Below are 21,706 nucleotides of genomic sequence, written 5' to 3'. Positions count from 1 at the left end.
GGCACCGACCAGCACTGCGAGGCAACTGTGAGCAGAGTAACCGCGCGCAGACCGACCCGGCGCATCACCGCGGCGGGCGTCATCTCCCGGCCCGACACCCTGGCGGTGGAGGAGCCCCTCGAATTGCGGATCGCGGGAACGGCGCTGACCGTGACCATGCGCACCCCGGGCCACGATATCGACCTCGCGCACGGATTCCTGTTCGGCGAGAGCATCATCGAATCGGCCGACGATATCGTCTCGGCGCGCTACTGCGCCGGAACCGACGATCAGGGACGCAACACCTACAACGTGCTCGATATCGAACTGCGCCACCCGGTCCCGATTCGCCCGCGCGGCTTCGTGACCAACAGTTCCTGCGGCCTGTGCGGCACGACCGCACTCGACCAGGTCCGCACCCGCAGCCGGTTCCCACTGCCGAGCGGATCACCCCGGATCGACTCCGCGCTCTTGGCCACCCTGCCGGACGAATTGCGCTCGCGCCAAACGGCATTCGATGCCACCGGCGGCCTGCACGCGGCCGGGCTGTTCACCGCGGACGGCACCGCGTTGATCGTGCGGGAGGACATCGGACGCCACAACGCGGTGGACAAGGTCATCGGCTGGGCTCTGCGTGAGCAGCGAGTGCCCGCCCGGGATCTGGTGCTGATCGTCAGCGGGCGCGCCTCGTTCGAACTGGTGCAGAAGGCCGTCATGGCCGGCATTCCGGTCCTCGGGGCGGTGTCGGCGCCGAGTTCGCTGGCCGTCGACCTGGCCGCCGACAACGGGCTCACCCTGGCCGGGTTCCTGCGCGGCGGCACGATGAACATCTACAGCGGCGCGGACCGGATCACTATCGACGCCTCGGCGACCACCGATCCCTGCTACCCTGCCCACTAGAACACGTTTCAATTTCTTGGGAGTTCACATGGCAGCGCAGCAGGTCCGCGAAACGGTCGAACGCTACGTGCAATTGGTGGCCACCGGCCCGACCTCGGAGATTCTGGCGCTCTATGCCCCCGAGGCCGTGGTGGAGGATCCGATCGGCAGCGACCCCCGGCACGGCCACGAGGCCATCGGCCAGCTGTACCAGGCTCTGGAGTCGATGGAGCGCAAGACCGAACTGCATGCGGCGCGCGTCGTGGGCAATCACGCCGCCGTATCGTTCACGCTGGTCGGCGAAGCCGGCGGCCACCGGATGACGCTGTCCGCGATCGATGCGATGGAATTCGACGACGACGGCAAGATCAAGAACATGCGCGCCTACTGGGGACCCGAGGATCTGCTCAGCGAAAAGATCTGATCACCTCGCGAGACCTCCGGCGACGAGCGCCCCGGCCGATGATCCGGCGGGCGATCGTCGTCGGCGCATCGGCCCCTTGTCCATCCGAATTGCCCGGCTTACCGTAAGTCGAGAACCGGCGGACGGGAGGGCGCGCCATGCGAATTTCGGTACACGGGACGGACGAGGGGGTCCGGGTGCGCATGCGCTTGGACCCGGATCGGCGCCGCTGGCTGATCACCTGGATCTCGCTGTCGCTGTTGACGATCAACGGCTTGGTCGTCGGGCTGTGGGCGGTGCTGTTCCCCGAGGCGTGGTATCGCAGCTTCCCCGGGCTGGGCGCGAACTGGGTCGCGGTGGACGGCCCGTTCAACCACCACCTGGCCGCCGATGTCGGCGCCTTCTTCCTCGGCTTCGGCGCGATGGGCCTGGCCGCGCTGTACTACCGCGACAGCCTGGTCGCGCGGGTCACCGGCATCGGCTGGCTGGTCTTCGGGGTGCCGCATCTGATCTATCACGCGGCGCACAAACCGGCGGAGATGGGCGGCGGCAATTTCGCGGTGAGCCTGATCGCCGCCGCACTGCTGCCGATCCTGGCCGCCGTCCTCATCGCGGCTGCCCCGCGCCGACGCGTTCAGCTGCGCGATCCGGCGCCGATGAATATCCGGTTCCCGCGCCGTCGTAGTAGGTGAAGGCACTCGGCAACAGCACTGGTGAGAACCCGTAGTTCAAAGTGGTAACACGACCACCGCGCCGGGCGATGAGCAAACATCGGGGAAAAGGTTCAAAGGCGAACCAGGAAGATCAACGGCGATCTTCGGCACCGGGCACGACGGGCAACCGATCGTCACCGTCTCCGTAGCACAGCCCGGGACAGGACGCACAAGTGGATAATTCCTATTGCGGGTCGGCGCCCGCGTCGACGATCTCGTTACGCGGAACCGCCGACAGCGCCATCAACGCATTCAGGAATCCGGCCCGATCGGCCGCATCGAGGCGGCCGAGAAGCAGTTCTTCCTTCGCCTGAATATCGGACTGCGCCGCCTCCGACAGTGCCCGGCCCGCCGCGGTCACCGCGAGCAGCCGGGCCCGCCGGTCGGCCGGATCGGGATAGCGCTCGATCAGACCTCGTTCCTGCAGATCGTCCAGTACCGCGATAATCCTGGTCTTATCGGCGCCGATCTCCTCCGCGAGCACCCCCTGACCACGAGCGGGCCCCCGCCCGAGCGCCAAGAGCACCGAGTAGGCCCACATGGTCAGACCATGAGCCTCCAGCACGGGCCGTTCGACCGCCATCAGTGCGCGACCGAGTGGCACCATCATCGCCGCCAGATCGGGTCGCCGGATATCTGCCATGCCGAACAAGATACGGCGTCGTCCCCGCCCCGCCGCCACCTTCCCCGCCCCCGCGGACGCGCGGATCCACCGGCGCGCGGGAGCGATACGAATTCCCTTGTGACAGCCGCTATTTCATCGCATCCGGCCAGTGCGGCGACCGCCCCAGGTGGGTGAGAATCCGAGTCAGTGGATCCACGTCCCCGGCCGCGGACAGGGCCGGCGCGAACGCCGAACCGGGCCGCAGCCGCAACTCCCCATCGGGTACCGCCTCCGCGATCCGCAGCGCGGGCTCGGCCAGTTCCGCCGCGAGTTCGTAGGGCAGCCCCAGCGACCGAGCCACATCCCAGCCGTGCACGACGTAGTCGATGAAATGAAACCCCATCGCCTGCGCCGCGGGCGCGGTGAATCCCGCCCCGAATTCCGGAAGGTCGAAATCCCGCTTCTCGACACCGTTTTCGGCGAAGGCGGCCACGACATCGGTCGCCGCCTGCCGATAGGCGTCCACCGGATCGGCAGCGGCGTCTCCCATCCGCCACAGTTCCCGATCACCGCCGCGCCCCCGGGCGGCGGCGGCGAAACCGCGATGCTGCGCCGTCATATGCGTCAGCAGTCGTGCGAGATCCCAGTCGCCGCACGGCGTCGGGCGGCTCAGGTCGGACGTCGTCACCTCGGATACGAGAGACACGCTGTAGTCGACCGCCTTGCGGTCCAATTCGGGAATATCACTCATGGACTTATCGTAAGCTTACGCACATCATATGTCTACGCTTATCTATCGTGGGTCTATGCTTCGAACAGGACTGAGATCCACATCACGTCGATCGCTCGTCACATCGCTCCCCGGTGCCTCGTCCAAGGGGTGAACCGTCCCCCGAAGGGAGAATCATGAGTGCCACCCGCATCGCCCCGCTGCCACCGCAGCAGGCCGGCCCGCTGACCCGGATCATGTACCGCTTCAGCAAACGGAAGTTCGGCGAAGTACCCGAACCGATGGCGGTCATCGCCAACCACCCGAAACTGCTGACCGCCTACGCGGTCCACGAATCGCTGGTCGATCGGGCCACCGCGGTAGTGCCCGAGGATGTCGTCGAGATCGCGGTCTACCGGGTGGCATGGACAATCGGCTGCTCCTGGTGCGTCGATTTCGGCACCATGCTCATGCGCCTGAGTCATTTGGACGTGGACAAACTGAAGGCGATCGCCGACTACGAGACCTCCGCGGCCTACACCGACGACGAACGCGCCGCCATCGCCTACGCCGACGCGATGACCGCCACTCCCACAACCGTCACCGATGAGCAGATCACCGATCTGCGAACACGTTTCGGCACCGACGGCGTCGTGGAGCTGACCTATCAGATCGCGCTGGAGAACTCCCGGGCCCGGACGTACTCGGCGCTCGGCATCACCGCGCAGGGATTCAGCACCGATTCCTGCCGGGTTCCCTGGGCCCAGGACTGACCGTCACGACCGTTGCGACACAGACGAGCGGGGGCGGGAGGTTCGAACCTCCCGCCCCGCTCGTCGGCACAGTGGATCGGCGCGCTACGCCGACTTCTCGCGGCGCTCGGCCGCCTGACGCTTGCGCGGGACGATCGTCGGAAGCACGTTGTCGTTGACGGTCTCGCCGTTGATGACGACCTTGGCCACATCGTCGCGACTGGGGATGTCGTACATCACCGGCAGCAGCACTTCCTCCATGATGGCGCGCAGCCCGCGGGCACCGGTGCCGCGCAGGATCGCCTGGTCGGCGACGGCCTCGAGAGCGTCCTTGGTGAATTCCAGATCGACGCCGTCCATTTCGAAAAGGCGCACGTACTGCTTCACCAACGCGTTCTTCGGCTCCGACAGGATGCGGACCAACGATTCCTTGTCCAGGTTCGTCACCGAGGCGACCATCGGGAGACGGCCGATGAACTCCGGAATCAGACCGAACTTGATCAGATCCTCCGGCATGACCTCGGCGAAGTGGTCGGTGGTGTCGATCTCGGCCTTCGACCGCACCTCGGCGCCGAAGCCGATACCGCGCTTGCCGACCCGATCCTGGACGATCTTCTCCAGGCCCGCGAAGGCGCCGGCCACGATGAACAGCACGTTCGTGGTGTCGATCTGGATGAACTCCTGATGCGGGTGCTTGCGCCCACCCTGCGGCGGCACGCTCGCCTGCGTGCCCTCCAGGATCTTCAGCAGGGCCTGCTGCACACCTTCACCGGAGACGTCGCGAGTGATCGACGGGTTCTCGCTCTTACGGGCGATCTTGTCGACCTCGTCGATGTAGATGATGCCGGTCTCGGCGCGCTTGACGTCGTAGTCGGCGGCCTGAATCAGCTTGAGCAGAATATTCTCGACATCCTCGCCGACATAGCCCGCCTCGGTCAGCGCGGTGGCGTCGGCGATGGCGAACGGGACATTCAGCATCTTGGCCAGCGTCTGCGCGAGGTAGGTCTTGCCGCAGCCGGTCGGACCGAGCATGAGAATGTTCGACTTCATCAACTCGACCGGCTCACCGCGGCTGTCGCGGCCCTTGTCGCCGGCCTGAATGCGCTTGTAGTGGTTGTAGACGGCCACCGCCAGCGTGCGCTTGGCCGAATCCTGGCCGATCACATACTGCTCGAGGAACTCCCGGATCTCCGCCGGTTTGGGCAGCTCGTCGAGTTTGACCTCACTCGACTCGGCCAGTTCCTCTTCGATGATCTCGTTGCAGAGGTCGATGCACTCGTCACAGATGTACACCCCCGGTCCCGCAATGAGCTTCTTGACCTGCTTTTGGCTCTTTCCGCAGAACGAGCATTTCAGCAGATCGCCGCCATCACCGATGCGCGCCATCTCGTGGGTCCCTACTTCCTTGTCCGCGTGCAACCGTCTGTCCCGGATGCCGACAAGCCGCTCCGAACAACGCTACCCCGCCGTGCTCCGATCAGTGTCCCGCGTCGATCGGACTCTCGCACTTCGGCGCCTGCCGTCCGGGTCGGTCGATCCTGCCGACACCCACTGAGCCAAGGTCCCTAGACCGACCGTACCCGGTCGACGCGACGGAGGTCGACAACTCGAGGATGTTTCTCGTGGGGAGAGTATCGCGCGGTGCGGTGACAACGGTCTCCCCGAGGCCGCCCCGGAGGCCGATGCGGGCGGTGACGACTTCGAATGTCACCGCCCGCATCGGCCTCCGGATCACTACTGCGACATCACTTCTTCTGCGCGCTCAACTTGCGGTAGTCGAACACCGTGTCGATGATCCCGTATTCCTTGGCCTCGTCGGCGGTCAGGATCTTGTCGCGATCGGTGTCCTTGCGGATCGTGTCCGCGTCCTTGCCGGTGTGGCGAGCCAACGTGGTCTCCATCAGCCGGCGCATGCGCTCGATCTCCGCGGCCTGGATCTCCAGATCGGAGACCTGGCCCTGGATTCCGCCCTCCAGCGACGGCTGGTGGATCAGTACGCGGGCATTGGGCAGGCAGGCACGCTTGCCGGGGGTACCGGCCGCCAACAGCACGGCCGCCGCCGACGCCGCCTGACCGAGGCAGACCGTCGCCACATCGGCACGCACGTACTGCATGGTGTCGTAGATGGCCATCAGCGAGGTGAACGAGCCACCGGGCGAGTTGATGTACATCGTGATGTCGCGATCGGGATCCAGCGACTCCAGCACCAGCAACTGCGCCATGATGTCGTTGGCGGAAGCGTCGTCGACCTGTACACCGAGGAAGATGATGCGCTCCTCGAACAGCTTGTTGTACGGGTTCGACTCCTTGACGCCGAAGCTCGAGTGCTCGATGAACGACGGCAGGATGTAGCGGGCCTGCGGGCTCGCCGGTGCGATACCGGACAGGCCGGCACGAGGATCGATGAGAGTCATCTTGTCTCCAAAATCAGTGTCGGTGAGCGAAGTTCGCGGGCGGGACTACTCGGCGCCGTCGGCGGTCTGGCGAGCGTGGGTGATCACCCGGTCGATGAACCCGTACTCGAGCGACTCGCTGGCGGTGAACCAGCGATCGCGGTCGGCGTCGGCGGTCACCTGCTCGACCGACTTGCCCGTGTGCAGTGCCTGCAGTTCGTTGAGCTCACGCTTGGTGTGGGCGAACTGCTCGGCCATGATCGCGATGTCGGCGGCCGAGCCACCGATACCGGCCGAGGGCTGGTGCATCATGATCCGGGTGTGCGGCAGCGCGAAGCGCTTGCCCTTGGTGCCGGCGGTCAGCAGGAACTGCCCCATCGAGGCGGCCAGGCCGAACGCGATGGTCGAGATGTCGCACTCCGCGTACTGCATCGTGTCGTAGATGGCCATACCCGCGGTCACCGAGCCACCGGGCGAGTTGATGTACAGCGAGATGTCGCGCGTCGGGTCCTCGGCCGCCAGCAGCAGGATCTGCGCGCACAGCTTGTTCGCGATGTCGTCGTCGACCTGGGTGCCGAGGAAGATGATGCGGTCGCGCAGCAGCCGCTCGTACACCGAATCACTGAGGTTGAGCCCAGCAGTCGCGGATGTCATGACCGGCCCCGACTTCAAAGGTGCCACAGCCTGGTTGATTGTCACGGATACCTGCCCTCTCTCGCCGGCACGATGCCTGCCGGCACAGCCTCTGTCCAATATGCGGTCTTCCGGGGCCTTCGTGGTTACGCAAGCTACCGCCTCCGTCCCCGACGCTCGACCGCGGCCTTGATTCGGTTGACACAAACCCTAACGAAACAAGGCGGCACCGAACTCCCGGTACCGCCCTGCTTCGCTTACAGCTGACTCATATGTCGCCGATGGCTACTCGGCGGCTGTCTCGTCCGACTCCGCCACGGCGTCGGAATCGGCCGGTTCGCCGAACATCTCGGCGGTGTCGACCACGTTGCCGTCGGTATCGGTGACCTTGGTCTTGATCACCACACCGGCGAGCGCCTTGCCGCGGCGCACGTCGGCGAAGATCGCGCCCAGCTGACCCGCCTGCTGGATCTGCTGGATGAACTGCTCCGGCGCCATGCCGTAGCGCTGCGACTGGAACAGGATCCGCTCGGTGAGCTCCTGCTGGCCGACCTCCGTGTTCTCGGCCTCGGCGATCGCGTCCAGCAGCAGCTGGGTCTTCACCGACTTCTCGGCAGCCTCCTTGGAGTCCTTGTCGAACTCCTCGCGGGTGCTGCCCTGCGCCTCGAGCGCCTCGGCGAACTTGGCCTCGTCGTGGTCGAATCCGTGCACCGCGTCGTGCAGCACGGCGTCGACCTCGGCCTGGACCGCGGCCTCGGGCAGCGGCACCTCGGTCTTGTCCAGCAGCGCCTCGAGCACCTTGTCGCGGATATCGCCGGCCTGGGCGACCTTCTTGCTCTGCTCGACCCGCTTGCGCAGATCGTCCTTGAGCTCGTCGATGGTGTCGAATTCGCTTGCCATCTGGGCGAATTCGTCATCGGCCTCGGGCAGCTCGCGCTCCTTGACCGAGTTCACCTTGACGGTGATGACCGCCTCCTTACCGGCGTGCTCGCCGGCGACCAGGGTGGAGGTGAAGTCCTTGGACTCCTCGGCCTGCAGCCCGATCAGGGCCTCGTCCAGGCCCTCGATCAGCTGACCGGAACCGACCTCGTGCGACAGGCCGGAGGTGGTCGCCTCGCTGACCTCTTCGCCGTCCACGGTGGCGGCCAGATCGATCGAGACGAAATCGCCGTCGGCGACCGCGCGCTCGACGCTCTTCAGGGTGCCGAAGCGCTGACGCAGCGACTGCAGCTGCTGCTCGATGTCCTCGTCGGCGATGCTCAGCGGGTCGACCGTGACCTCGATGGTCTCGTAGTCGGGCAGCGAGATCTCGGGACGGACGTCGACCTCGGCGGTGAACGCCAGCTCGTCACCGTCCTCGATCTTGGTGATCTCGATTTCCGGCTGCCCGAGCACCTTCACCTCGGAGGTGGTGACGGCCTCGCTGTAGCGGGCCGGCAGCGCGTCGTTGACGACCTGCTCGAGGATGGCGCCGCGACCGAGGCGGGCCTCCAGCAGCTTGGCCGGGGCCTTGCCCGGGCGGAAACCGGGAATACGCACCTGCTGGGCCAGCGCCTTGTACGCCTTGTCGAAGTCCGGCTTCAGCTCCTCGAAGGGCACCTCGACATTGATGCGGACCCGGGTCGGGCTCAGCTGCTCGACGGTGCTCTTCACGGACATGCTCCTTGTTCGTTGTTCACTGGTCTGTGTAGTCGCCGGCCGGACGGGTGGTCCGGTGACGACGATGTTCGGGTGCCGCCGTCCAGCGGCGCCGATTTCCCCCGAAATCGCATCCCGATCAGGGTATCAGCGCCGCCTCCCCGGGCTTCTGCGTGCCGTTGGGAGCCGAGCTGACACCTGCCCGGTCTTACGTTGGGTGCGAAATGGGTTCTGGACGTGCCCGGTGAGTTACCGAAGTACTCGCGAAATCAGTTGTCCGGGCCCGGACAGCCTGACAAGCCTACGATGCCCCGCCGACCTTGACCGCGTCGGTCACGAAGACGAGGGTCTCGTTCGGCTTGATGCCGTTACCGCCCTGGCCGTAGCCCTGGTCCGGCGGGATGATCAGCAGCCGGCGTCCGCCCTGCTTGATACCGATCAGGCCCTGGTCCCAGCCCGGGATGACCTCGCCGGCGCCCAGGGTCAGCGGGAAGGTCTGGTTGCGATCGAAGGAGCTGTCGAGCTTCTTCTTGTCCGACCAGGTCACCAGCGTGTAGTTCATCTCGACCGGCTGCCCGGTCGCCGCCGCCGGGCCGGTGCCCTCGACCAGATCCTTGGTGACCAGTTGCTTCGGCGGATCGCAGTTGTCCGGAATGGTGATGGTCGGGGCCTCACCGAAACCGCCGGTGACGCCGATGTCGTCGGCGGTGCATTCGCGGCCGTGGCTCGCGGTGGGTGCCGCGGCCGCCGCGCTCCCGGCCGAGGAGCGGGCCGTGCTCGTCGCGGACGAGCCGTTGTCGTCGCTGCTCCCGCACGCGGTGAGCGCGATCGCGGCCGCGGCGACCGCCGCCGAGCCGATGATCCTGGCCAATGTCTGCATGCGCGGCACCCTAATCGGTGCCCGGGCCGCCGACCTGCCCGCCCCTGCCCTCGCCGCTCGCCGAGATATCCGGCACCCCAGCTCACCCGGGGTGCGGCGCTGCGAAAAGTGCGCGGCGCCCGGTAGCCTGGCGACGAGTCTCCATCCGAAGCGGTTACCCGGACACCCCACTGTGAGGAGCGTGATCGTGACCGATCTTGCCAGTTCGGAAGATACGGCCGCCGACAATCTCGGCAGTAGCGGCGGCGCGACGATCGCGCCGCAGCCGTATCGGCTGGCCGAGGTCCCCGGGCCGCTGACACCGGACGAGCTGACCGATCTCGACGCCTGGTGGCGAGCGGCCAACTACCTGGCCGTGGGCCAGATCTACCTGATGGGCAACCCGCTGTTGCGGACGCCGCTGGCGGCCGAACAGATCAAGCCCCGACTGCTCGGGCATTTCGGCACCGTGCCCGGCCTGAATTTGGTGTGGGCCCATGCCAATCGGGCGATCCGGGCGCGCGATCTGGATGCCGTATTCGTGGCCGGTCCCGGTCACGGCGGACCCGGGCCGAATGCCTGCGCCTGGCTGGAGGGCACGTATTCGGAGCTCTACAGCCACATTCCGCGCGACGAGGCGGGGATGGGCGCGCTGTTCGCGCAGTTCTCGTTTCCCGGGGGTGTGCCCAGCCACTGCGCTCCGGAGACTCCGGGTTCCTTCCACGAGGGCGGGGAACTCGGGTATTCGCTGCTGCACGCCTACGGCGCCGTCCTCGACCACCCCGAACTGACCGTCTTCTGCGTGATCGGCGACGGCGAGGCCGAAACCGGTCCGCTGGCCGCGAGCTGGCATGCCGACAAGTTCGTCAATCCGGCGCGCGACGGCGTGGTGCTGCCGATCCTGGCGCTCAACGAATACAAGATCGCGAATCCGACCCTGCTGGCCCGCATTCCGGAGGCGGAGCTGTTGTCGCTGCTGCACGGTTACGGCTACGACCCGATCATCGTCGCCGGCCGCGATCCCGCGACCGTGCATCAGGCGATGGCGGCGGCGATGGACGCGAGCCTCGATCGCATCGCCGAGTTCCAGGCGGCGGCGCGGGGCGGCGCCGACGGGTCGCGGCCCCGGCGGCCGATGATCGTGCTGCGCACCCCGAAGGGCTGGACCTGTCCGCCGGTCGTCGACGGCGATCAGGTGGAGGGCACCTTCCGCGCTCACCAGGTCCCGCTCCCGGCGGCGCGCACCGACGACGAGCATCGGCGGGTGCTGGAACAGTGGCTGCGCTCGTATCGACCCGAGGAGCTGTTCGACGACGAGGGCCGGCCCCATCCCCAGTTGCTGCGGCAGGTGCCCGCGGGTAATCGGCGCATGAGCGCCAATCCCGTCGCCAACGGTGGCGCCACCGTCCGGGATCTGCGCCTGCCGGATTGGCGGGACTACGGCGTCGAGGTCACCGCACCGGGCGCCTCGTCCCACGAGGCCACCCGGGTACTGGGCGCCTGGCTGCGCGATGTCACCGACTCCAATCGCGACAACTTCCTGATCTTCGCCCCCGACGAACTGGCCAGCAATCGGTTGCAGGATGTGCTGACCGTGACCGGCCGCGATTGGCAGGCCGAGATCGGCACCTACGACGAGAAGCTGGACCGCGCCGGGCGAGTGATCGAGGTGCTGTCGGAACATATGTGCCAAGGCCTGCTGGAGGGCTACCTGCTCACCGGCAGGCACGGCGTATTCACCTGCTACGAGGCCTTCGTCCACATCGTCGACGCGATGTTCAACCAGCATGCGAAGTGGCTCGACGCGAGCAGCGCGGTGCCGTGGCGGCGGCCGATTCCGAGCCTGAACTATCTGCTGACCTCGCACGTCTGGCGGCAGGACCACAACGGCTTCACCCATCAGGACCCCGGCTTCCTCGATGTGGTGTTGAACAAGAAGCCGTCGATCGTGCGTGTCTACCTGCCGCCGGACGCCAATACCCTGCTGTCGACCTACGACCACTGCCTGCGCTCGCGTCACTACGTGAACGTCGTGGTGGCCGGCAAACAGCCACAGCCCGATTGGTTGTCGGTGTCGCAGGCGCGGCTGCACTGCGCGCGGGGAGCCGGGGTCTGGGAGTGGGCCGGGCACAACGACGACACCGGCACCACCCCCGATATCGTCCTCGCCTGCGCGGGTGATGTGCCGACCCTGGAGACTCTCGCCGCCGCCGCGATCGTGCGGGAACGCCTGCCGCAGTTGCGTCTTCGAGTCGTCAATGTGGTCGACCTGATGCGGCTGCTGCCGGAGGACGAACACCCGCACGGCCTGTCCGACCGCGAATTCGACACCTTGTTCACCCGCGACCGGCCGATCATCTTCGCCTTCCACGGCTATCCGTGGCTGATCCACCGGCTCACCTATCGCCGCGCCAATCACGACGGGATGCACGTGCGTGGCTACAAGGAGATGGGTACCACCACGACACCGTTCGACATGGTGATGCTCAACGATCTCGACCGGTTCCACCTGGTGATGGATGTCATCGACCGGGTGCCCGGCCTCGGTCCCCAGGCCGCCGCACTGCGCCAGGAGATGGTCGACGCCCGGACCACCGCGCGTCTGTGGACCCGCGAGCACGGCGCCGACATTCCCGAGGTCGCGGACTGGCGGTGGCCCTACAGCACCTGACGTCCATACCGGTTGACGTTCCGCTACCGCCTCCGGCCTCGGGCCGTTACGCTCGGCACGTGCTCGCCGGGACGGGGGCACGGATGAGAACGGAAACACCGCATGGATATGCGCACCACGACCACATCGTTCACCCTGGAATTCACCGGATATCTGTATGCGGTCGGATTGCGTGACGCCTTCGCCGACCTGATCGGCCGGCACGAACAGTTGCGCACGGTATATCCCCTGCCCGGTTCGAGTACCGCCCCGCGCGTGCTGTCGGCGACCGCGGCGGTGGTGCCTCGACTGGTGCCGGTACCGGTGGCCGCGGACGAGCTCCCCGAGGTGATCGCCGAGTTCCTGGACGAGGAAACCACCGCGGCGCTGTCACTGCCGGTACGAGGCAGGATGTTCCGCCCGCTCGACGGCGCCGAGGAGGCGGCCCGGCACGTTCTCGTCGTGATCCTGGGCCGCGCGGCCGTCGATCAGGCGTCGCCGACGGACCTGGCCCACGATCTCATGACCGCCTATGCCGCACGGCGGCGCAATATCGGACCGGACTGGGCCGCGGCGCGGCAGCCGCACCGCCTGTGCGTGCACGAACTGCGCGGCGTCCGGCTGGTGGAATCGACCGCCGATCCCCGCGCCGACACCTACCGCTGATCCTCACGACTCGGTGAGCACCGCGACCAGCCGATCCAGGAAGGGCCGCTGCCCCGCGGTCAGTCTGGTGCGAGCCTGCTCGAGATCCAGCCACTCGGCCCGATCGATCTCCGGAAACGACTGCGTCCGGCCCGATTTCGGCGGCCACTCCATATCGAAGGTCCCTGGAACCACCTGTGCGGGGTCCAGCTCGCCCGCGACGGCCCAGATCGTCACCTGTTTGCGGGACCGTCCACTGCCGTACTTCGCCTCCCCCAGCGCGATCCAGTCGCCCGCCGGGACCGGCAGCCCCAGTTCCTCGGTGAACTCACGGGCCGCGGCCGAGCGTGGCTGCTCGGCATCCGGCTCGTATTCCCCCTTCGGGATCGACCAGGCGCCGGCGTCCTTGCGCGCCCAGAACGGGCCGCCCATATGCCCGAGCAGCACCTGTAGCTCCGGCCGCTGCCGGAAAAGGAGAACTCCCGCGCTGAATCTCGTGGCTCCGGTCATGGTCGCAGTGTGCCGTATGGGAGCGCCACCGACGGCACGGCGTCGCACCGACACCGCCGGTTCGCGGGCTAACCGCCGATCTGCGGGCCGGTGAGGTCGTAGACCTCGGTACCGCCGAGATCGGTTGCCCGGTAGTGCTCCTGGACCCACTGGGTGATCTGGGTGGCCGCGGTCGTGCGCTCCGGGCCGCCGGGTCCCCGCCGCTGCGATCCGATGAAGTAGTGCACCCGGCCCTGTGCCACATCGGCCCGGAACCGATCGAGCGTCGGTGACGGATCGCCCCCGCCGAAACCACCGATCGGCATGACGGCATAGCCCGAATCGAGTTGCAGATCGGCGGCGCCCATCGAGCTCACTGTCGCCGCCGCCCAGGTGTAGCCGGCGCCGTTGTTCTTCAGCAGCGCCACGACCTGCTCGTCGACCTTGCCGCCCATTCCGGGCATCCCGGGCCCGGCCGAACCTCGCCCGGGCCGGTCGGAGCGCTCGGATCCCGGCTCGTGCGCATCCGGACCCCCCACGCCGGAAGTCGTCGCTGTGCCGTCCGGGCCCGCCGGTCCGGCACAGTCGCCACCCGGACCGCACATCGCCCCCGGGCCACCGGGTCCGAATCCGAACCCGCCGTTGGTTTTCGGCCCGGCGAGCACGATGCCGCCGTTGTGGGCGGTGGCGATCGTCTGCGTCGAATAGGCGACCGGCCCGGCGATCGCCACCAGGACCGCGAGCACCGCGGTCACGCTCGCCATCCGCTTCGGCCGGGGAAACAGCAGCGCGACGGTGCCGACGACACCGCAGACGCCGATCACCCATCGCAGCCACGGCACGAAGTCCGGTGTCCGATGCAACAGCACCACCGCGGTGACCGTGGTCGCCGCCGAGGCCACGGCGAGACTCAGCCGGACCCACAGCCGATGACGTTCGCGCCAGGTCAGCACCGCCCCGATCGCGGCCGCTCCGGCGATCGCCGGAGCCAGTGCCACGGTGTAGTACTGGTGGAAGATTCCCTTCATGAAGCTGAACACCAGCGCCGTCACCAGTGCCCAGCCGCCCCACAGCAGCAGTGCCGACCGCCGCGTATCCGTGCGGGGCGCCTTCCCGCACAGCACCAGCGCGGCGAGGCACAGCACCAGCGCGGCCGGGATCAGCCAGGCGATCTGACCGCCGACGGTGTCGCTGAACAGCCGGGTGATCCCCGCCGACGAGCCGAAGAAGGGCCCGCGGCCGTGTCCGCCACCCGGGCCGGGACCGCCGCCGGGCGGGCCACCGAAGCCACCGTCGGAATCCAGCCCGAGCCGCTGCAGCCCGTTGTAGCCCAGCGTCAGCTCGATGATCGAATTATGTTTCGAGCCACCGAAATACGGCCGCGACCGCGATGGCCACAGCTGCGCCACCAGCACCCACCAGCCGGCGCCGACCACCAGTGCCACACCGGCCGCCAGCAGTTGCAGCACACGCTTGCCGAGCTTCGGCGGACCGGCCAACAAGTAGGTGAGCGCCAGAGCGGGCACCACCAGCAGCACCTGCAACTGCTTGGCGAGAAAGCCCAGTCCGACGAATCCACCACACAGCACCAGCCAGCGCCACCGCCCGTCCTCGAGCGCCCGCGTCATCGCCCAGACCGCCGCGACCATCAACAGGACCAGCAGGGCGTCGGGGTTGTTGTAACGGAACATCAGCGTGGCCACCGGAGTGACCGCCAGCGCGAGACCGCCCAGCAGACCGGCCGCCGGTCCGAAGGTGCGCCGCAGGGTGGCCCACAGCAGCGCCACCGCGGCGAGCGCGATCAGCACCTGCGGGACGAGCATGCTCCAGCTGTTCATCCCGAAGAGCCGGGCCGAGATCTCCATCGGCCACAGCGAGGCCGGCGTCTTGTCGACGGTGATCGAATTGCCCCAGTCCGACGACCCGAAGAAGAACGCCTTCCAGGACTTCGCACCGGACTGCACAGCGGCCGCGTAGAACGAGTTGGCCCAGCCGTTGGCGCCGAGATTCCACAGGTAGGCGATCGCGGTGCCGATCAGCAACGCCGCGAGCCCTAAATACTCCCACGGCAGTGCCCGCGCGCCGCGTCGCCGATCCGGCGGCAGCGCGCCGTCCGCCGGTCGGTCCGGCGCGATAGCAGTTTCGGTCATGGCTGACATGATGGACGGCCTCCCCGGTGCCGGGCTGGGATGTGGCTGGGAGAACTCTGTGAAACGACCTGGCTGCCGGCGCGGTCAGTGCCGGGGGTGATGAATGTGCAGCGGCACCGCGGGGTCGTGTTCGGTCGGACTCCCGTGCCCCGGGACGATGACGCGCGCGGGCTGAGCGGCCAGTCGCTGCGCGCTGGCCAGCGTCATCGCCTCGTCGTGATTGAACACCTCGGGCAGCAGCTGCGGGCCGACGTGCTCGGCGAGCGGATGCCCGGTGACCAGCGCATCACCGGTGAAGAGCACCTGTTCCGAGGGCATCAGATACGCGGTGTGTCCCGTGGTGTGCCCGGGGCTGGGCACCTCGACGAATCCGCCGGGCAGCGCGGCCAGGACGTCGGCGCCGCCGTGGGTCGCCGTGGGCACGGTCATCCCGATGTGGCCGTAGATCGCGCGGACCGTATGCGCGACCCACCGGCGCCCACGCGGAGTGGCGAGCTGCCGGATCATCTGTGCCGGGCTGATCTGCTGGAGATATTCGCGTGTGGCGTGCCGAACCTCCTCGGCCCCGGTGTAGACCGGCATACCGGCCTGTTCGACCAGCGCCGGAACGGCACCGATGTGGTCGAGGTGCGCGTGGGTGAGCAGCACCGCGGCGATATCGGTGACGGTATGGCCGATCTCGCGCACCGATTGCAGCACGTCCTCGGTGTCGGCGGGATATCCGGCATCGATGACCGTGACGCCGGAACCGTCGCTGACCAGGGCCCAGTTGACATTGGTTCCGGTGACGACGTAGACGGAACCGGAAACCTGATCGATCTTCACGAAGTGATCCTCACTGCTGGATTCGGTGTTCGATGACGCCGATACCGTCGATTTCCAGGCGCAGCTCGCCGCCGGCCGCGAGCCAGCGGCCCAGCTCCATCCCGCTGCCGCCCGGCAGCGTGCCGGTGGACAGGAGTTCGCCGGGATAGAGCTGCTCACTACGGGAGACGTGCGCGATCGCCTCGGCGATCGGATATCGCATCCCCCGAGTGCCGGTGCGCGCCAGTGTTTCCCCGTTCACGGCCACGGTGGCCGTCAGGTTGTCGAGGCGGTCGGACACCGCCGTCGCGGCGACCGCGGTCGCCGACATCGAGGTAGCGAAATGCTTCGATCGTTGCGGCCCGAATCCCGACCGCATCTCCGCGAGCTGCCGGTCGCGAGCCGAGAAGTCGTTGACCACCACCACCGCGCCGATCGCGGCGCGGGCCTGCTCGACGGTCGCGTCGCGCAGCGGCGCGGCCAGCACCACACCCAGTTCGAGTTCGAAATCCAGTGCGCGACTGTAGGACGGGAAACCGATCGGCACTCCCGAGGGCACGATGGTCAGCGCGTTGGACATGTAGTAGATCGGCTCGCGATACCACAGCGCGTGCGGCCGGAACGGCGGAAAGGTGCGGCGGGTCAGCGTCTCGTACAGCCGGCCGATCCGGTAGCCGGCGGGCACGAACCGCCGGGCCATACCGCGCGCACCGGCGATCGCGTGCTTCTCGAACAGCATGAAATCCCGGAACGATGCCGGGCACACCGGCAAGACCTCGGCCCCGTCCGCCAGCCCCAGTGCGGCGTAGCGGGCGAGCTCGAATTCCGCGGTGAACGGGCTGGGAAGAGCGAAAGCGGCAGGGCTGCTGCCGCTTTCGAGCGTCCGCCACCCGGCCCCGGTATCGACCTGCGGGTCGATCCGGCCCGCGGCGAGGTCGAGGATTCGCCGCATCCGCGGAAATTCGAACGCATCGGGTCCGGATCCCATGTCATCTCCGTTTCTCCGACCGCACAGTATCGGTTCGCACCACACACCCGGCGCCGCGCCGCCGGGTATCAGCCGCGCCGCCGGGTAGCAAGGGCTCGTGGGCGGGGTGGCCTTTCCATCGCAGTTCGCGAGAACACCGGGATGTGAAACAGCACACTCTCGTAGACGGATGTACAGGTGCCCGGCAAGCGGCCGGGCGCCCGTCTCAGGAAAGAGGCCAGATGACGCTTCCCAAGCTCACCATCGTGCTGGTGTACTCCCAGCTGCTCGTTTCCCAGCTTGACGCGGACGACAACATCGTCGACCAGTTCGACTACATGATCGTGCCCGACGACGCGGCCGATCTCGCCCAGGGCAGATACCCCGAGAGCGCCCCGGCGAGCCGGGAACTGCTCGGCCACGTGGTCGGCGACGTCGTGGAGACCACCGTGCGAGGCGAATCGGTCCGGCTGCGGGTCCAGTCGATCCAGAACACCGCCCACTTCGGCGAGTACGTCGAATAGCATTCGCGGCGATCCATCCCGGCACACCGGCCGCTACGGACATCCGTGGCGGCCGTCGCCGTCTCCCGGCCGGATCGCCCTGCCACCCACCAGCTCCGGCGGAAAAGAAATGGCCCCGACCGGCAGCATGCTGGTCGAGGCCGAATTGTTCTGGTCGGGATGACAGGATTTGAACCTGCGACCCTCCGCTCCCAAAGCGGATGCGCTACCAAGCTGCGCTACATCCCGTTGTCGTCCAGCGGCTCCGCTGGCGCCTCCCGATGGACGGGATCCGGCGGCCGAGGATTGCGGACAATCCCCTCATCGGAGCGGGTGACGGGAATCGAACCCGCACCATCAGCTTGGAAGGCTGAGGTTCTACCATTGAACTACACCCGCAGGCATACGACATCGATGGGATCGCCACGATGTCGTCTGCGTGTAGGACTGTACCGAACTTCACTTCCGGAATGCCAATCGCACGCCCGGATTTCGCGACGGAGTTGTCATCGCCCCGACCGTGGCGGTCCGGGCAAACCCCGACGGGACGTGGAGCGATCCGACAGCAAACGGTATTCACGAGACGTTCGCGGCCGGTCGTCGCACCACGGCTCGTCGCACAGCCCGGCGGTCGGACCATTCCCACTCTCGGCAAATCGGCGAAAGCGGCCGACCGGCCCACCGGACCCGGAGGGGCCCGCGCGATCGCATCCTGGGCAGTTGCACAAGCCGGCCCGCCTCGTTGTGATCCTCATCACCGGATATCGCCGGACGGTCCGGTGTCCACCTCGCCGTCAAGGGGTCTGACCTGGGATGCGAACGAATGACGTCGTCCCGCCCAACGTCAGGGTGAACATCACCGCCAACACGCCGTGAGCGACACGCGGATGTCGAATGTAACGCCGCAGGCCGGGCGTCGATCACACTGCCGATCGCCATTCGTGAGGTATCGGAACAGGTTGCAAAACAGCGTTTTTCGGTGCCGAGTGGCTTGCTAGGATCCTTTTTGCCGGACGGGGGTATCTGGAAAGGGGGCGGTGAGCGTGCGCCGAAGGTGTACTCGACCGCGAAGCAAAGAGCGCGTTCCGGAGGGCGTGACCGGCCGGAGCGCCGACGACAACGTCTGCGCGAGGTGATCGGCGATGCCCGGCGAGCTCGACACGCAGACCGCCGCCATCGTCGCGGCCACCACCAGGGACTGGGCTCGCGCCGTCTATCCCGGTAGCGGGCTGACGGTCGCGCCCGAACACCTCGAGCAGGTGTTCACCGCCATCGTCGAGGAATTGTTGAATCTTGCACAATCGGAACCGTTCCCGGTGCCTGCCGCGCGGGCGATCGGGTACCGGCTGGCCGAAGCCCCCTTCGATCGCACCCGCATGCTCGCGCCGGCCACCCGCGCCCTCCTCGGCTTCGCACCGGGCGAATACGGTTCCCTGGTCGCCACCCGGTGGCCGTTCGTGGCCAGCCACGCCATCGACAGCTACGCCGAGGCCCTGCAGCAGCGCGCACTGGCCCAGCAGGAGCGAAATCTGACGGCGGCGGTCTCGGTCCGGGTCCAGGAGATCGCCGCACTACAGAACCGGCTGCGGCACGAGGCGACCCACGACGCGCTCACCGACCTGGCCAACCGGTCCCTGCTGCAGGAGCGGGTGCGACTGATGGCCACCGACCACACCCGCGGGGTCGGCCTGCTGCTGATCGACCTGGACGATTTCAAACAGGTCAACGACGGATACGGCCATTCCGTGGGCGATGAGGTCCTGGTGGAGATCTCGCGCCGGCTCCGCGCGGCCTGCCCGGACGAAACGGTCGTATGCCGTTACGGAGGAGACGAATTCGTGCTGGCACTGCCCGCGCGCCGCAACACTCTCGCCGAGGTCGCGATGCGCGTGCTGACCGCCCTGCACGACCCGGTGATCACCGACGCCGGCCCGGTTCCGATGTCGGCCAGCGTAGGCACCGCCTACTCCCCTGCCGGACGTCCGTGCGACTTCTCCGATCTGCTGCGCAGCGCCGACCGGGCCATGTATTCGGCGAAAACCGCGGGAAAGCGACAGTTCGCGCTCTCCGAACTCGACGATTCCGATAGCGAGCCGGGCGACTTCGACAATGCCCGGCTCGGCTACGACACAGCCGTCGCCGGCTGATTCAGCAAGTCTTTGGCAAACGATCGGCAGGTACGCTGGTCGATGTGTGGCTCCTGCTGATTCTTCTGGTCGTCGTGCTGATCGCGGTCGTCGCGATGTCGGTCGCGGGGCGTTCGAACCAACGCACGCGACAAGACACTCAACTGGCCGATGCCAAAGCCGACGCGCGTCGGCTCATCGAACGGCTCGGCGGGCAGGTCTACAACCTGACCGGTACCGATCAGGCCTCCAAACAAGCCCTCGCCGACGCGGGTGAACGACTCAACGCCGCCGGCTCCCAGATCGACCAGGCCACAACGGTCACCCAGGCCCGGCTCGCGAAGGAAACCGCGATCGAGGGCCTCTACTACGTACGCGCGGCACGCACCGCCATGAATCTCGACCCCGGCCCGCCGGTGCCCGAACTGGACGGGCAGCGCTCGGCCGGGCAGGTCACCGAAGACCGGACCGTGGACTTCGACGGCCGGCGGATCGAGGCCTCACCCGCTCCGTCACCGCAGACGCCGAACTACTACCCCGGCGGCCGGGTCGCCGGGCGTCCCGTTCCGGCGGGCTGGTACTCCGAGCCCTGGTGGAAGACCGCACTCGTCGCGGGCGCCTGGGGCGTGGGTTCGGTGCTGCTCTTCGATGCGCTGTTCGGCGGTATGCACGGAGTCGGCTACGGCGCCGCCGGATTCGAGAACGGTTACGGCACGGGCTACGACGCCGGATTCGACGCCGGACAGGACTCCGCCCAGGGTTTCGACGGCGGTGATCAAGGCGGCGACGGCGGGGGCTATGACCAAGGCGGCGGCTACGACCAAGGCGGAGGTTACGACCAGGGCGGCGGCTACGACCAAGGCGGGTTCGACGGCAACGGCTTCGGCGATTTCGGCGGCGGCGATTTCGGCGGGGGTGACTTCGGCGGATTCGACGGCGGCTTCTGACCGCCCGCCATCGTCCCGGTCAACTCAGACGGGCTGACACGTCGGGCACCAGAACAGATTGCGCCCTTCCAGGACGGCATGGGCGACGGTGGTCGCGCAGATCCGGCACGGATCGCCCGCTCGCCGATAGACATAGGTGCGCGGCTTTCCGACCGCGTACGACGGCGCTCCCCGGTCGTGTTCCGGCCGGATCACCACGATCACACCCTTGCGCACCCCCACCTTCATCAGCGCGACCAGATCCGCCCACAGCGCGTCCCATTCGGTCGCCGTGACCTCGCGTCCGGGACGCCGCGGCGAAATACCGTGCCGGAAGAGCACTTCCGCGCGATAGACATTGCCGACCCCGGCGACGACCGACTGATCCATCAACAGAGCCGCGATCGAGCGATTCGAGCGCCGGATCCGCTGGCCCGCTCGACCGGGATCCGCGGTGCGGCGCAGCGGATCCGGGCCGAGCCGCGCCGTGAGCGCGTCGACCTCCGGACCGTGCAGGACCTCACATGCGGTCGGGCCGCGCAAATCGGTGCCGTACCACGCCCGCGCCGCCTTACCGGCACCGATCATTCGCATCCGGACCTGCCCGATCGGATCACTCAGCGGTGCGGGCGATTCGGTGAAGGTGCCGTACAGGCCGAGATGGACGTGCACCGTCAGACCCGAATCGTAATGGTGCAGTAGGTGTTTGCCCCACGCCTCGGCCTTGACGAGGATGCCGCCGTCCACCAGCGCGGCGCCGTCGGCGAAACGTCCCTGCGGACTGGACACCCGTACGACGCCGCCGGCGAATCGCCGATGATGCAGCTTCGCCAGACGATGCAGCGTATGTCCCTCAGGCATCGACCGAAATCCGTCCCGTTCCT

21 protein-coding genes and 2 tRNA genes are annotated in these 21,706 nt (G+C 67.5%); 9 read left to right on the top strand and 14 right to left on the bottom strand.

The features are described from left to right. Positions 1-27 precede the first annotated feature (27 nt). From fdhD to LKD76_RS08640, 3 genes are all read left to right on the top strand, one after another. On the top strand, positions 28-879 hold the full coding sequence (gene fdhD, locus LKD76_RS08650; RefSeq protein ID WP_227980502.1) for a formate dehydrogenase accessory sulfurtransferase FdhD: 852 nt from the start codon (positions 28-30) through the stop codon (positions 877-879). A 28-nt stretch (positions 880-907) separates the two neighbouring features. Further along, positions 908-1,282, top strand: coding sequence for a nuclear transport factor 2 family protein (locus LKD76_RS08645; RefSeq protein WP_227980501.1), 375 nt, complete (start codon positions 908-910; stop codon positions 1,280-1,282). Between the two features lie 137 nt (positions 1,283-1,419). Next, positions 1,420-1,953, top strand: a complete 534-nt coding sequence (locus tag LKD76_RS08640) for a hypothetical protein (RefSeq protein WP_227980500.1) — start codon at positions 1,420-1,422, stop codon at positions 1,951-1,953. Between the two features lie 205 nt (positions 1,954-2,158). Here LKD76_RS08640 and LKD76_RS08635 read toward each other — a convergent pair whose 3' ends face one another. Next, a complete protein-coding gene (locus tag LKD76_RS08635; protein WP_227980499.1) occupies positions 2,159-2,617 on the bottom strand; it encodes a MarR family winged helix-turn-helix transcriptional regulator in 459 nt (152 codons plus the stop codon). 109 nt (positions 2,618-2,726) lie between these two features. After that, positions 2,727-3,329, bottom strand: a complete 603-nt coding sequence (locus LKD76_RS08630; RefSeq protein ID WP_227980498.1) for a TIGR03086 family metal-binding protein — start codon at positions 3,327-3,329, stop codon at positions 2,727-2,729. Between the two features lie 155 nt (positions 3,330-3,484). Here LKD76_RS08630 and LKD76_RS08625 point away from each other — a divergent pair, with 155 nt between their 5' ends. Further along, entirely contained in the window at positions 3,485-4,060 is a 576-nt protein-coding gene (locus LKD76_RS08625) for a carboxymuconolactone decarboxylase family protein (protein ID WP_227980497.1), read from the top strand. An 84-nt stretch (positions 4,061-4,144) separates the two neighbouring features. Here the strand turns inward: LKD76_RS08625 and clpX are convergent, their stop codons facing one another. The 5 genes from clpX to LKD76_RS08600 all read right to left on the bottom strand — a co-directional run bounded on the left by clpX (position 4,145) and on the right by LKD76_RS08600 (position 9,583). Further along, complete coding sequence (gene clpX, locus LKD76_RS08620) at positions 4,145-5,425, bottom strand: ATP-dependent Clp protease ATP-binding subunit ClpX (protein ID WP_227980496.1); 1,281 nt, start codon at positions 5,423-5,425, stop codon at positions 4,145-4,147. Between the two features lie 359 nt (positions 5,426-5,784). Further along, positions 5,785-6,453, bottom strand: coding sequence for an ATP-dependent Clp protease proteolytic subunit (locus tag LKD76_RS08615; protein ID WP_227980495.1), 669 nt, complete (start codon positions 6,451-6,453; stop codon positions 5,785-5,787). A 45-nt stretch (positions 6,454-6,498) separates the two neighbouring features. Then, complete coding sequence (locus LKD76_RS08610; protein ID WP_227980494.1) at positions 6,499-7,086, bottom strand: ATP-dependent Clp protease proteolytic subunit; 588 nt, start codon at positions 7,084-7,086, stop codon at positions 6,499-6,501. A 264-nt stretch (positions 7,087-7,350) separates the two neighbouring features. Beyond that, entirely contained in the window at positions 7,351-8,718 is a 1,368-nt protein-coding gene (gene tig, locus LKD76_RS08605; RefSeq protein WP_227980493.1) for a trigger factor, read from the bottom strand. Positions 8,719-9,004: 286 nt separating this feature from the next. Beyond that, complete coding sequence (locus tag LKD76_RS08600; RefSeq protein WP_227980492.1) at positions 9,005-9,583, bottom strand: FKBP-type peptidyl-prolyl cis-trans isomerase; 579 nt, start codon at positions 9,581-9,583, stop codon at positions 9,005-9,007. Between the two features lie 253 nt (positions 9,584-9,836). Between LKD76_RS08600 and LKD76_RS08595 the strand changes: the two genes are divergently transcribed. Next, complete coding sequence (locus LKD76_RS08595; RefSeq protein ID WP_372465976.1) at positions 9,837-12,233, top strand: phosphoketolase family protein; 2,397 nt, start codon at positions 9,837-9,839, stop codon at positions 12,231-12,233. Between the two features lie 102 nt (positions 12,234-12,335). Further along, positions 12,336-12,878: a condensation domain-containing protein gene (locus LKD76_RS08590; RefSeq protein WP_227980490.1), complete on the top strand. Its 543-nt coding sequence runs from the start codon at positions 12,336-12,338 to the stop codon at positions 12,876-12,878. A gap of 3 nt (positions 12,879-12,881) precedes the next feature. Here LKD76_RS08590 and LKD76_RS08585 read toward each other — a convergent pair whose 3' ends face one another. The 4 genes from LKD76_RS08585 to LKD76_RS08570 all read right to left on the bottom strand — a co-directional run bounded on the left by LKD76_RS08585 (position 12,882) and on the right by LKD76_RS08570 (position 17,288). Continuing rightward, the gene (locus LKD76_RS08585) at positions 12,882-13,367 is read right to left on the bottom strand and encodes an NUDIX hydrolase (protein WP_227980489.1); all 486 of its coding nucleotides are present in this window, start codon (positions 13,365-13,367) and stop codon (positions 12,882-12,884) included. Between the two features lie 68 nt (positions 13,368-13,435). Beyond that, positions 13,436-15,496: an ArnT family glycosyltransferase gene (locus LKD76_RS08580; RefSeq protein WP_227980488.1), complete on the bottom strand. Its 2,061-nt coding sequence runs from the start codon at positions 15,494-15,496 to the stop codon at positions 13,436-13,438. An 84-nt stretch (positions 15,497-15,580) separates the two neighbouring features. Then, entirely contained in the window at positions 15,581-16,321 is a 741-nt protein-coding gene (locus tag LKD76_RS08575) for an MBL fold metallo-hydrolase (RefSeq protein WP_227980487.1), read from the bottom strand. 10 nt (positions 16,322-16,331) lie between these two features. Then, positions 16,332-17,288 (bottom strand): fumarylacetoacetate hydrolase family protein, encoded by a 957-nt coding sequence (locus LKD76_RS08570; protein WP_227980486.1) that lies wholly within the window; start codon positions 17,286-17,288, stop codon positions 16,332-16,334. Positions 17,289-17,509: 221 nt separating this feature from the next. Between LKD76_RS08570 and LKD76_RS08565 the strand changes: the two genes are divergently transcribed. Further along, positions 17,510-17,791, top strand: coding sequence for a GreA/GreB family elongation factor (locus LKD76_RS08565; RefSeq protein WP_227980485.1), 282 nt, complete (start codon positions 17,510-17,512; stop codon positions 17,789-17,791). 151 nt (positions 17,792-17,942) lie between these two features. Here the strand turns inward: LKD76_RS08565 and LKD76_RS08560 are convergent. Together LKD76_RS08560 and LKD76_RS08555 are read right to left on the bottom strand one after the other, a co-directional pair. After that, positions 17,943-18,019, bottom strand: a tRNA-Pro gene (locus LKD76_RS08560). Positions 18,020-18,098: 79 nt separating this feature from the next. Next, positions 18,099-18,169 (bottom strand) — tRNA-Gly (locus LKD76_RS08555). A gap of 743 nt (positions 18,170-18,912) precedes the next feature. Between LKD76_RS08555 and LKD76_RS08550 the strand changes: the two genes are divergently transcribed. Next, complete coding sequence (locus tag LKD76_RS08550) at positions 18,913-19,917, top strand: GGDEF domain-containing protein (RefSeq protein WP_227980484.1); 1,005 nt, start codon at positions 18,913-18,915, stop codon at positions 19,915-19,917. Positions 19,918-19,952: 35 nt separating this feature from the next. Then, entirely contained in the window at positions 19,953-20,843 is an 891-nt protein-coding gene (locus tag LKD76_RS08545) for a GA module-containing protein (protein ID WP_227985161.1), read from the top strand. 24 nt (positions 20,844-20,867) lie between these two features. On the opposite strand, the gene LKD76_RS08540 is transcribed toward LKD76_RS08545, so the two are convergent. Beyond that, positions 20,868-21,683, bottom strand: coding sequence for an Fpg/Nei family DNA glycosylase (locus LKD76_RS08540; RefSeq protein WP_227980483.1), 816 nt, complete (start codon positions 21,681-21,683; stop codon positions 20,868-20,870). Positions 21,684-21,706: the final 23 nt, after the last annotated feature.

The sequence above is a fragment of the Nocardia spumae genome (assembly GCF_020733635.1).
GTDB lineage: Bacteria > Actinomycetota > Actinomycetes > Mycobacteriales > Mycobacteriaceae > Nocardia > Nocardia spumae.
Note: the sequence above shows the minus strand (reverse complement) of the source record. Positions and strands in the feature narration are given on the sequence as shown.

What these genes read in the sequence shown, in the direction of transcription:
- LKD76_RS08645 (WP_227980501.1), top strand. Translation starts at nt 908, where the DNA reads ATGGCAGCGCAGCAGGTCCGCGAAACGGTCGAACGCTACGTGCAATTG.
- LKD76_RS08640 (WP_227980500.1), top strand. Translation starts at nt 1,420, where the DNA reads ATGCGAATTTCGGTACACGGGACGGACGAGGGGGTCCGGGTGCGCATG.
- LKD76_RS08635 (WP_227980499.1), bottom strand. Translation starts at nt 2,617, where the DNA reads ATGGCAGATATCCGGCGACCCGATCTGGCGGCGATGATGGTGCCACTC.
- LKD76_RS08630 (WP_227980498.1), bottom strand. Translation starts at nt 3,329, where the DNA reads ATGAGTGATATTCCCGAATTGGACCGCAAGGCGGTCGACTACAGCGTG.
- LKD76_RS08625 (WP_227980497.1), top strand. Translation starts at nt 3,485, where the DNA reads ATGAGTGCCACCCGCATCGCCCCGCTGCCACCGCAGCAGGCCGGCCCG.
- clpX (WP_227980496.1), bottom strand. Translation starts at nt 5,425, where the DNA reads ATGGCGCGCATCGGTGATGGCGGCGATCTGCTGAAATGCTCGTTCTGC.
- LKD76_RS08615 (WP_227980495.1), bottom strand. Translation starts at nt 6,453, where the DNA reads ATGACTCTCATCGATCCTCGTGCCGGCCTGTCCGGTATCGCACCGGCG.
- LKD76_RS08610 (WP_227980494.1), bottom strand. Translation starts at nt 7,086, where the DNA reads ATGACATCCGCGACTGCTGGGCTCAACCTCAGTGATTCGGTGTACGAG.
- LKD76_RS08600 (WP_227980492.1), bottom strand. Translation starts at nt 9,583, where the DNA reads ATGCAGACATTGGCCAGGATCATCGGCTCGGCGGCGGTCGCCGCGGCC.
- LKD76_RS08590 (WP_227980490.1), top strand. Translation starts at nt 12,336, where the DNA reads ATGGATATGCGCACCACGACCACATCGTTCACCCTGGAATTCACCGGA.
- LKD76_RS08585 (WP_227980489.1), bottom strand. Translation starts at nt 13,367, where the DNA reads ATGACCGGAGCCACGAGATTCAGCGCGGGAGTTCTCCTTTTCCGGCAG.
- LKD76_RS08580 (WP_227980488.1), bottom strand. Translation starts at nt 15,496, where the DNA reads ATGACCGAAACTGCTATCGCGCCGGACCGACCGGCGGACGGCGCGCTG.
- LKD76_RS08570 (WP_227980486.1), bottom strand. Translation starts at nt 17,288, where the DNA reads ATGGGATCCGGACCCGATGCGTTCGAATTTCCGCGGATGCGGCGAATC.
- LKD76_RS08565 (WP_227980485.1), top strand. Translation starts at nt 17,510, where the DNA reads ATGACGCTTCCCAAGCTCACCATCGTGCTGGTGTACTCCCAGCTGCTC.
- LKD76_RS08550 (WP_227980484.1), top strand. Translation starts at nt 18,913, where the DNA reads ATGCCCGGCGAGCTCGACACGCAGACCGCCGCCATCGTCGCGGCCACC.
- LKD76_RS08540 (WP_227980483.1), bottom strand. Translation starts at nt 21,683, where the DNA reads ATGCCTGAGGGACATACGCTGCATCGTCTGGCGAAGCTGCATCATCGG.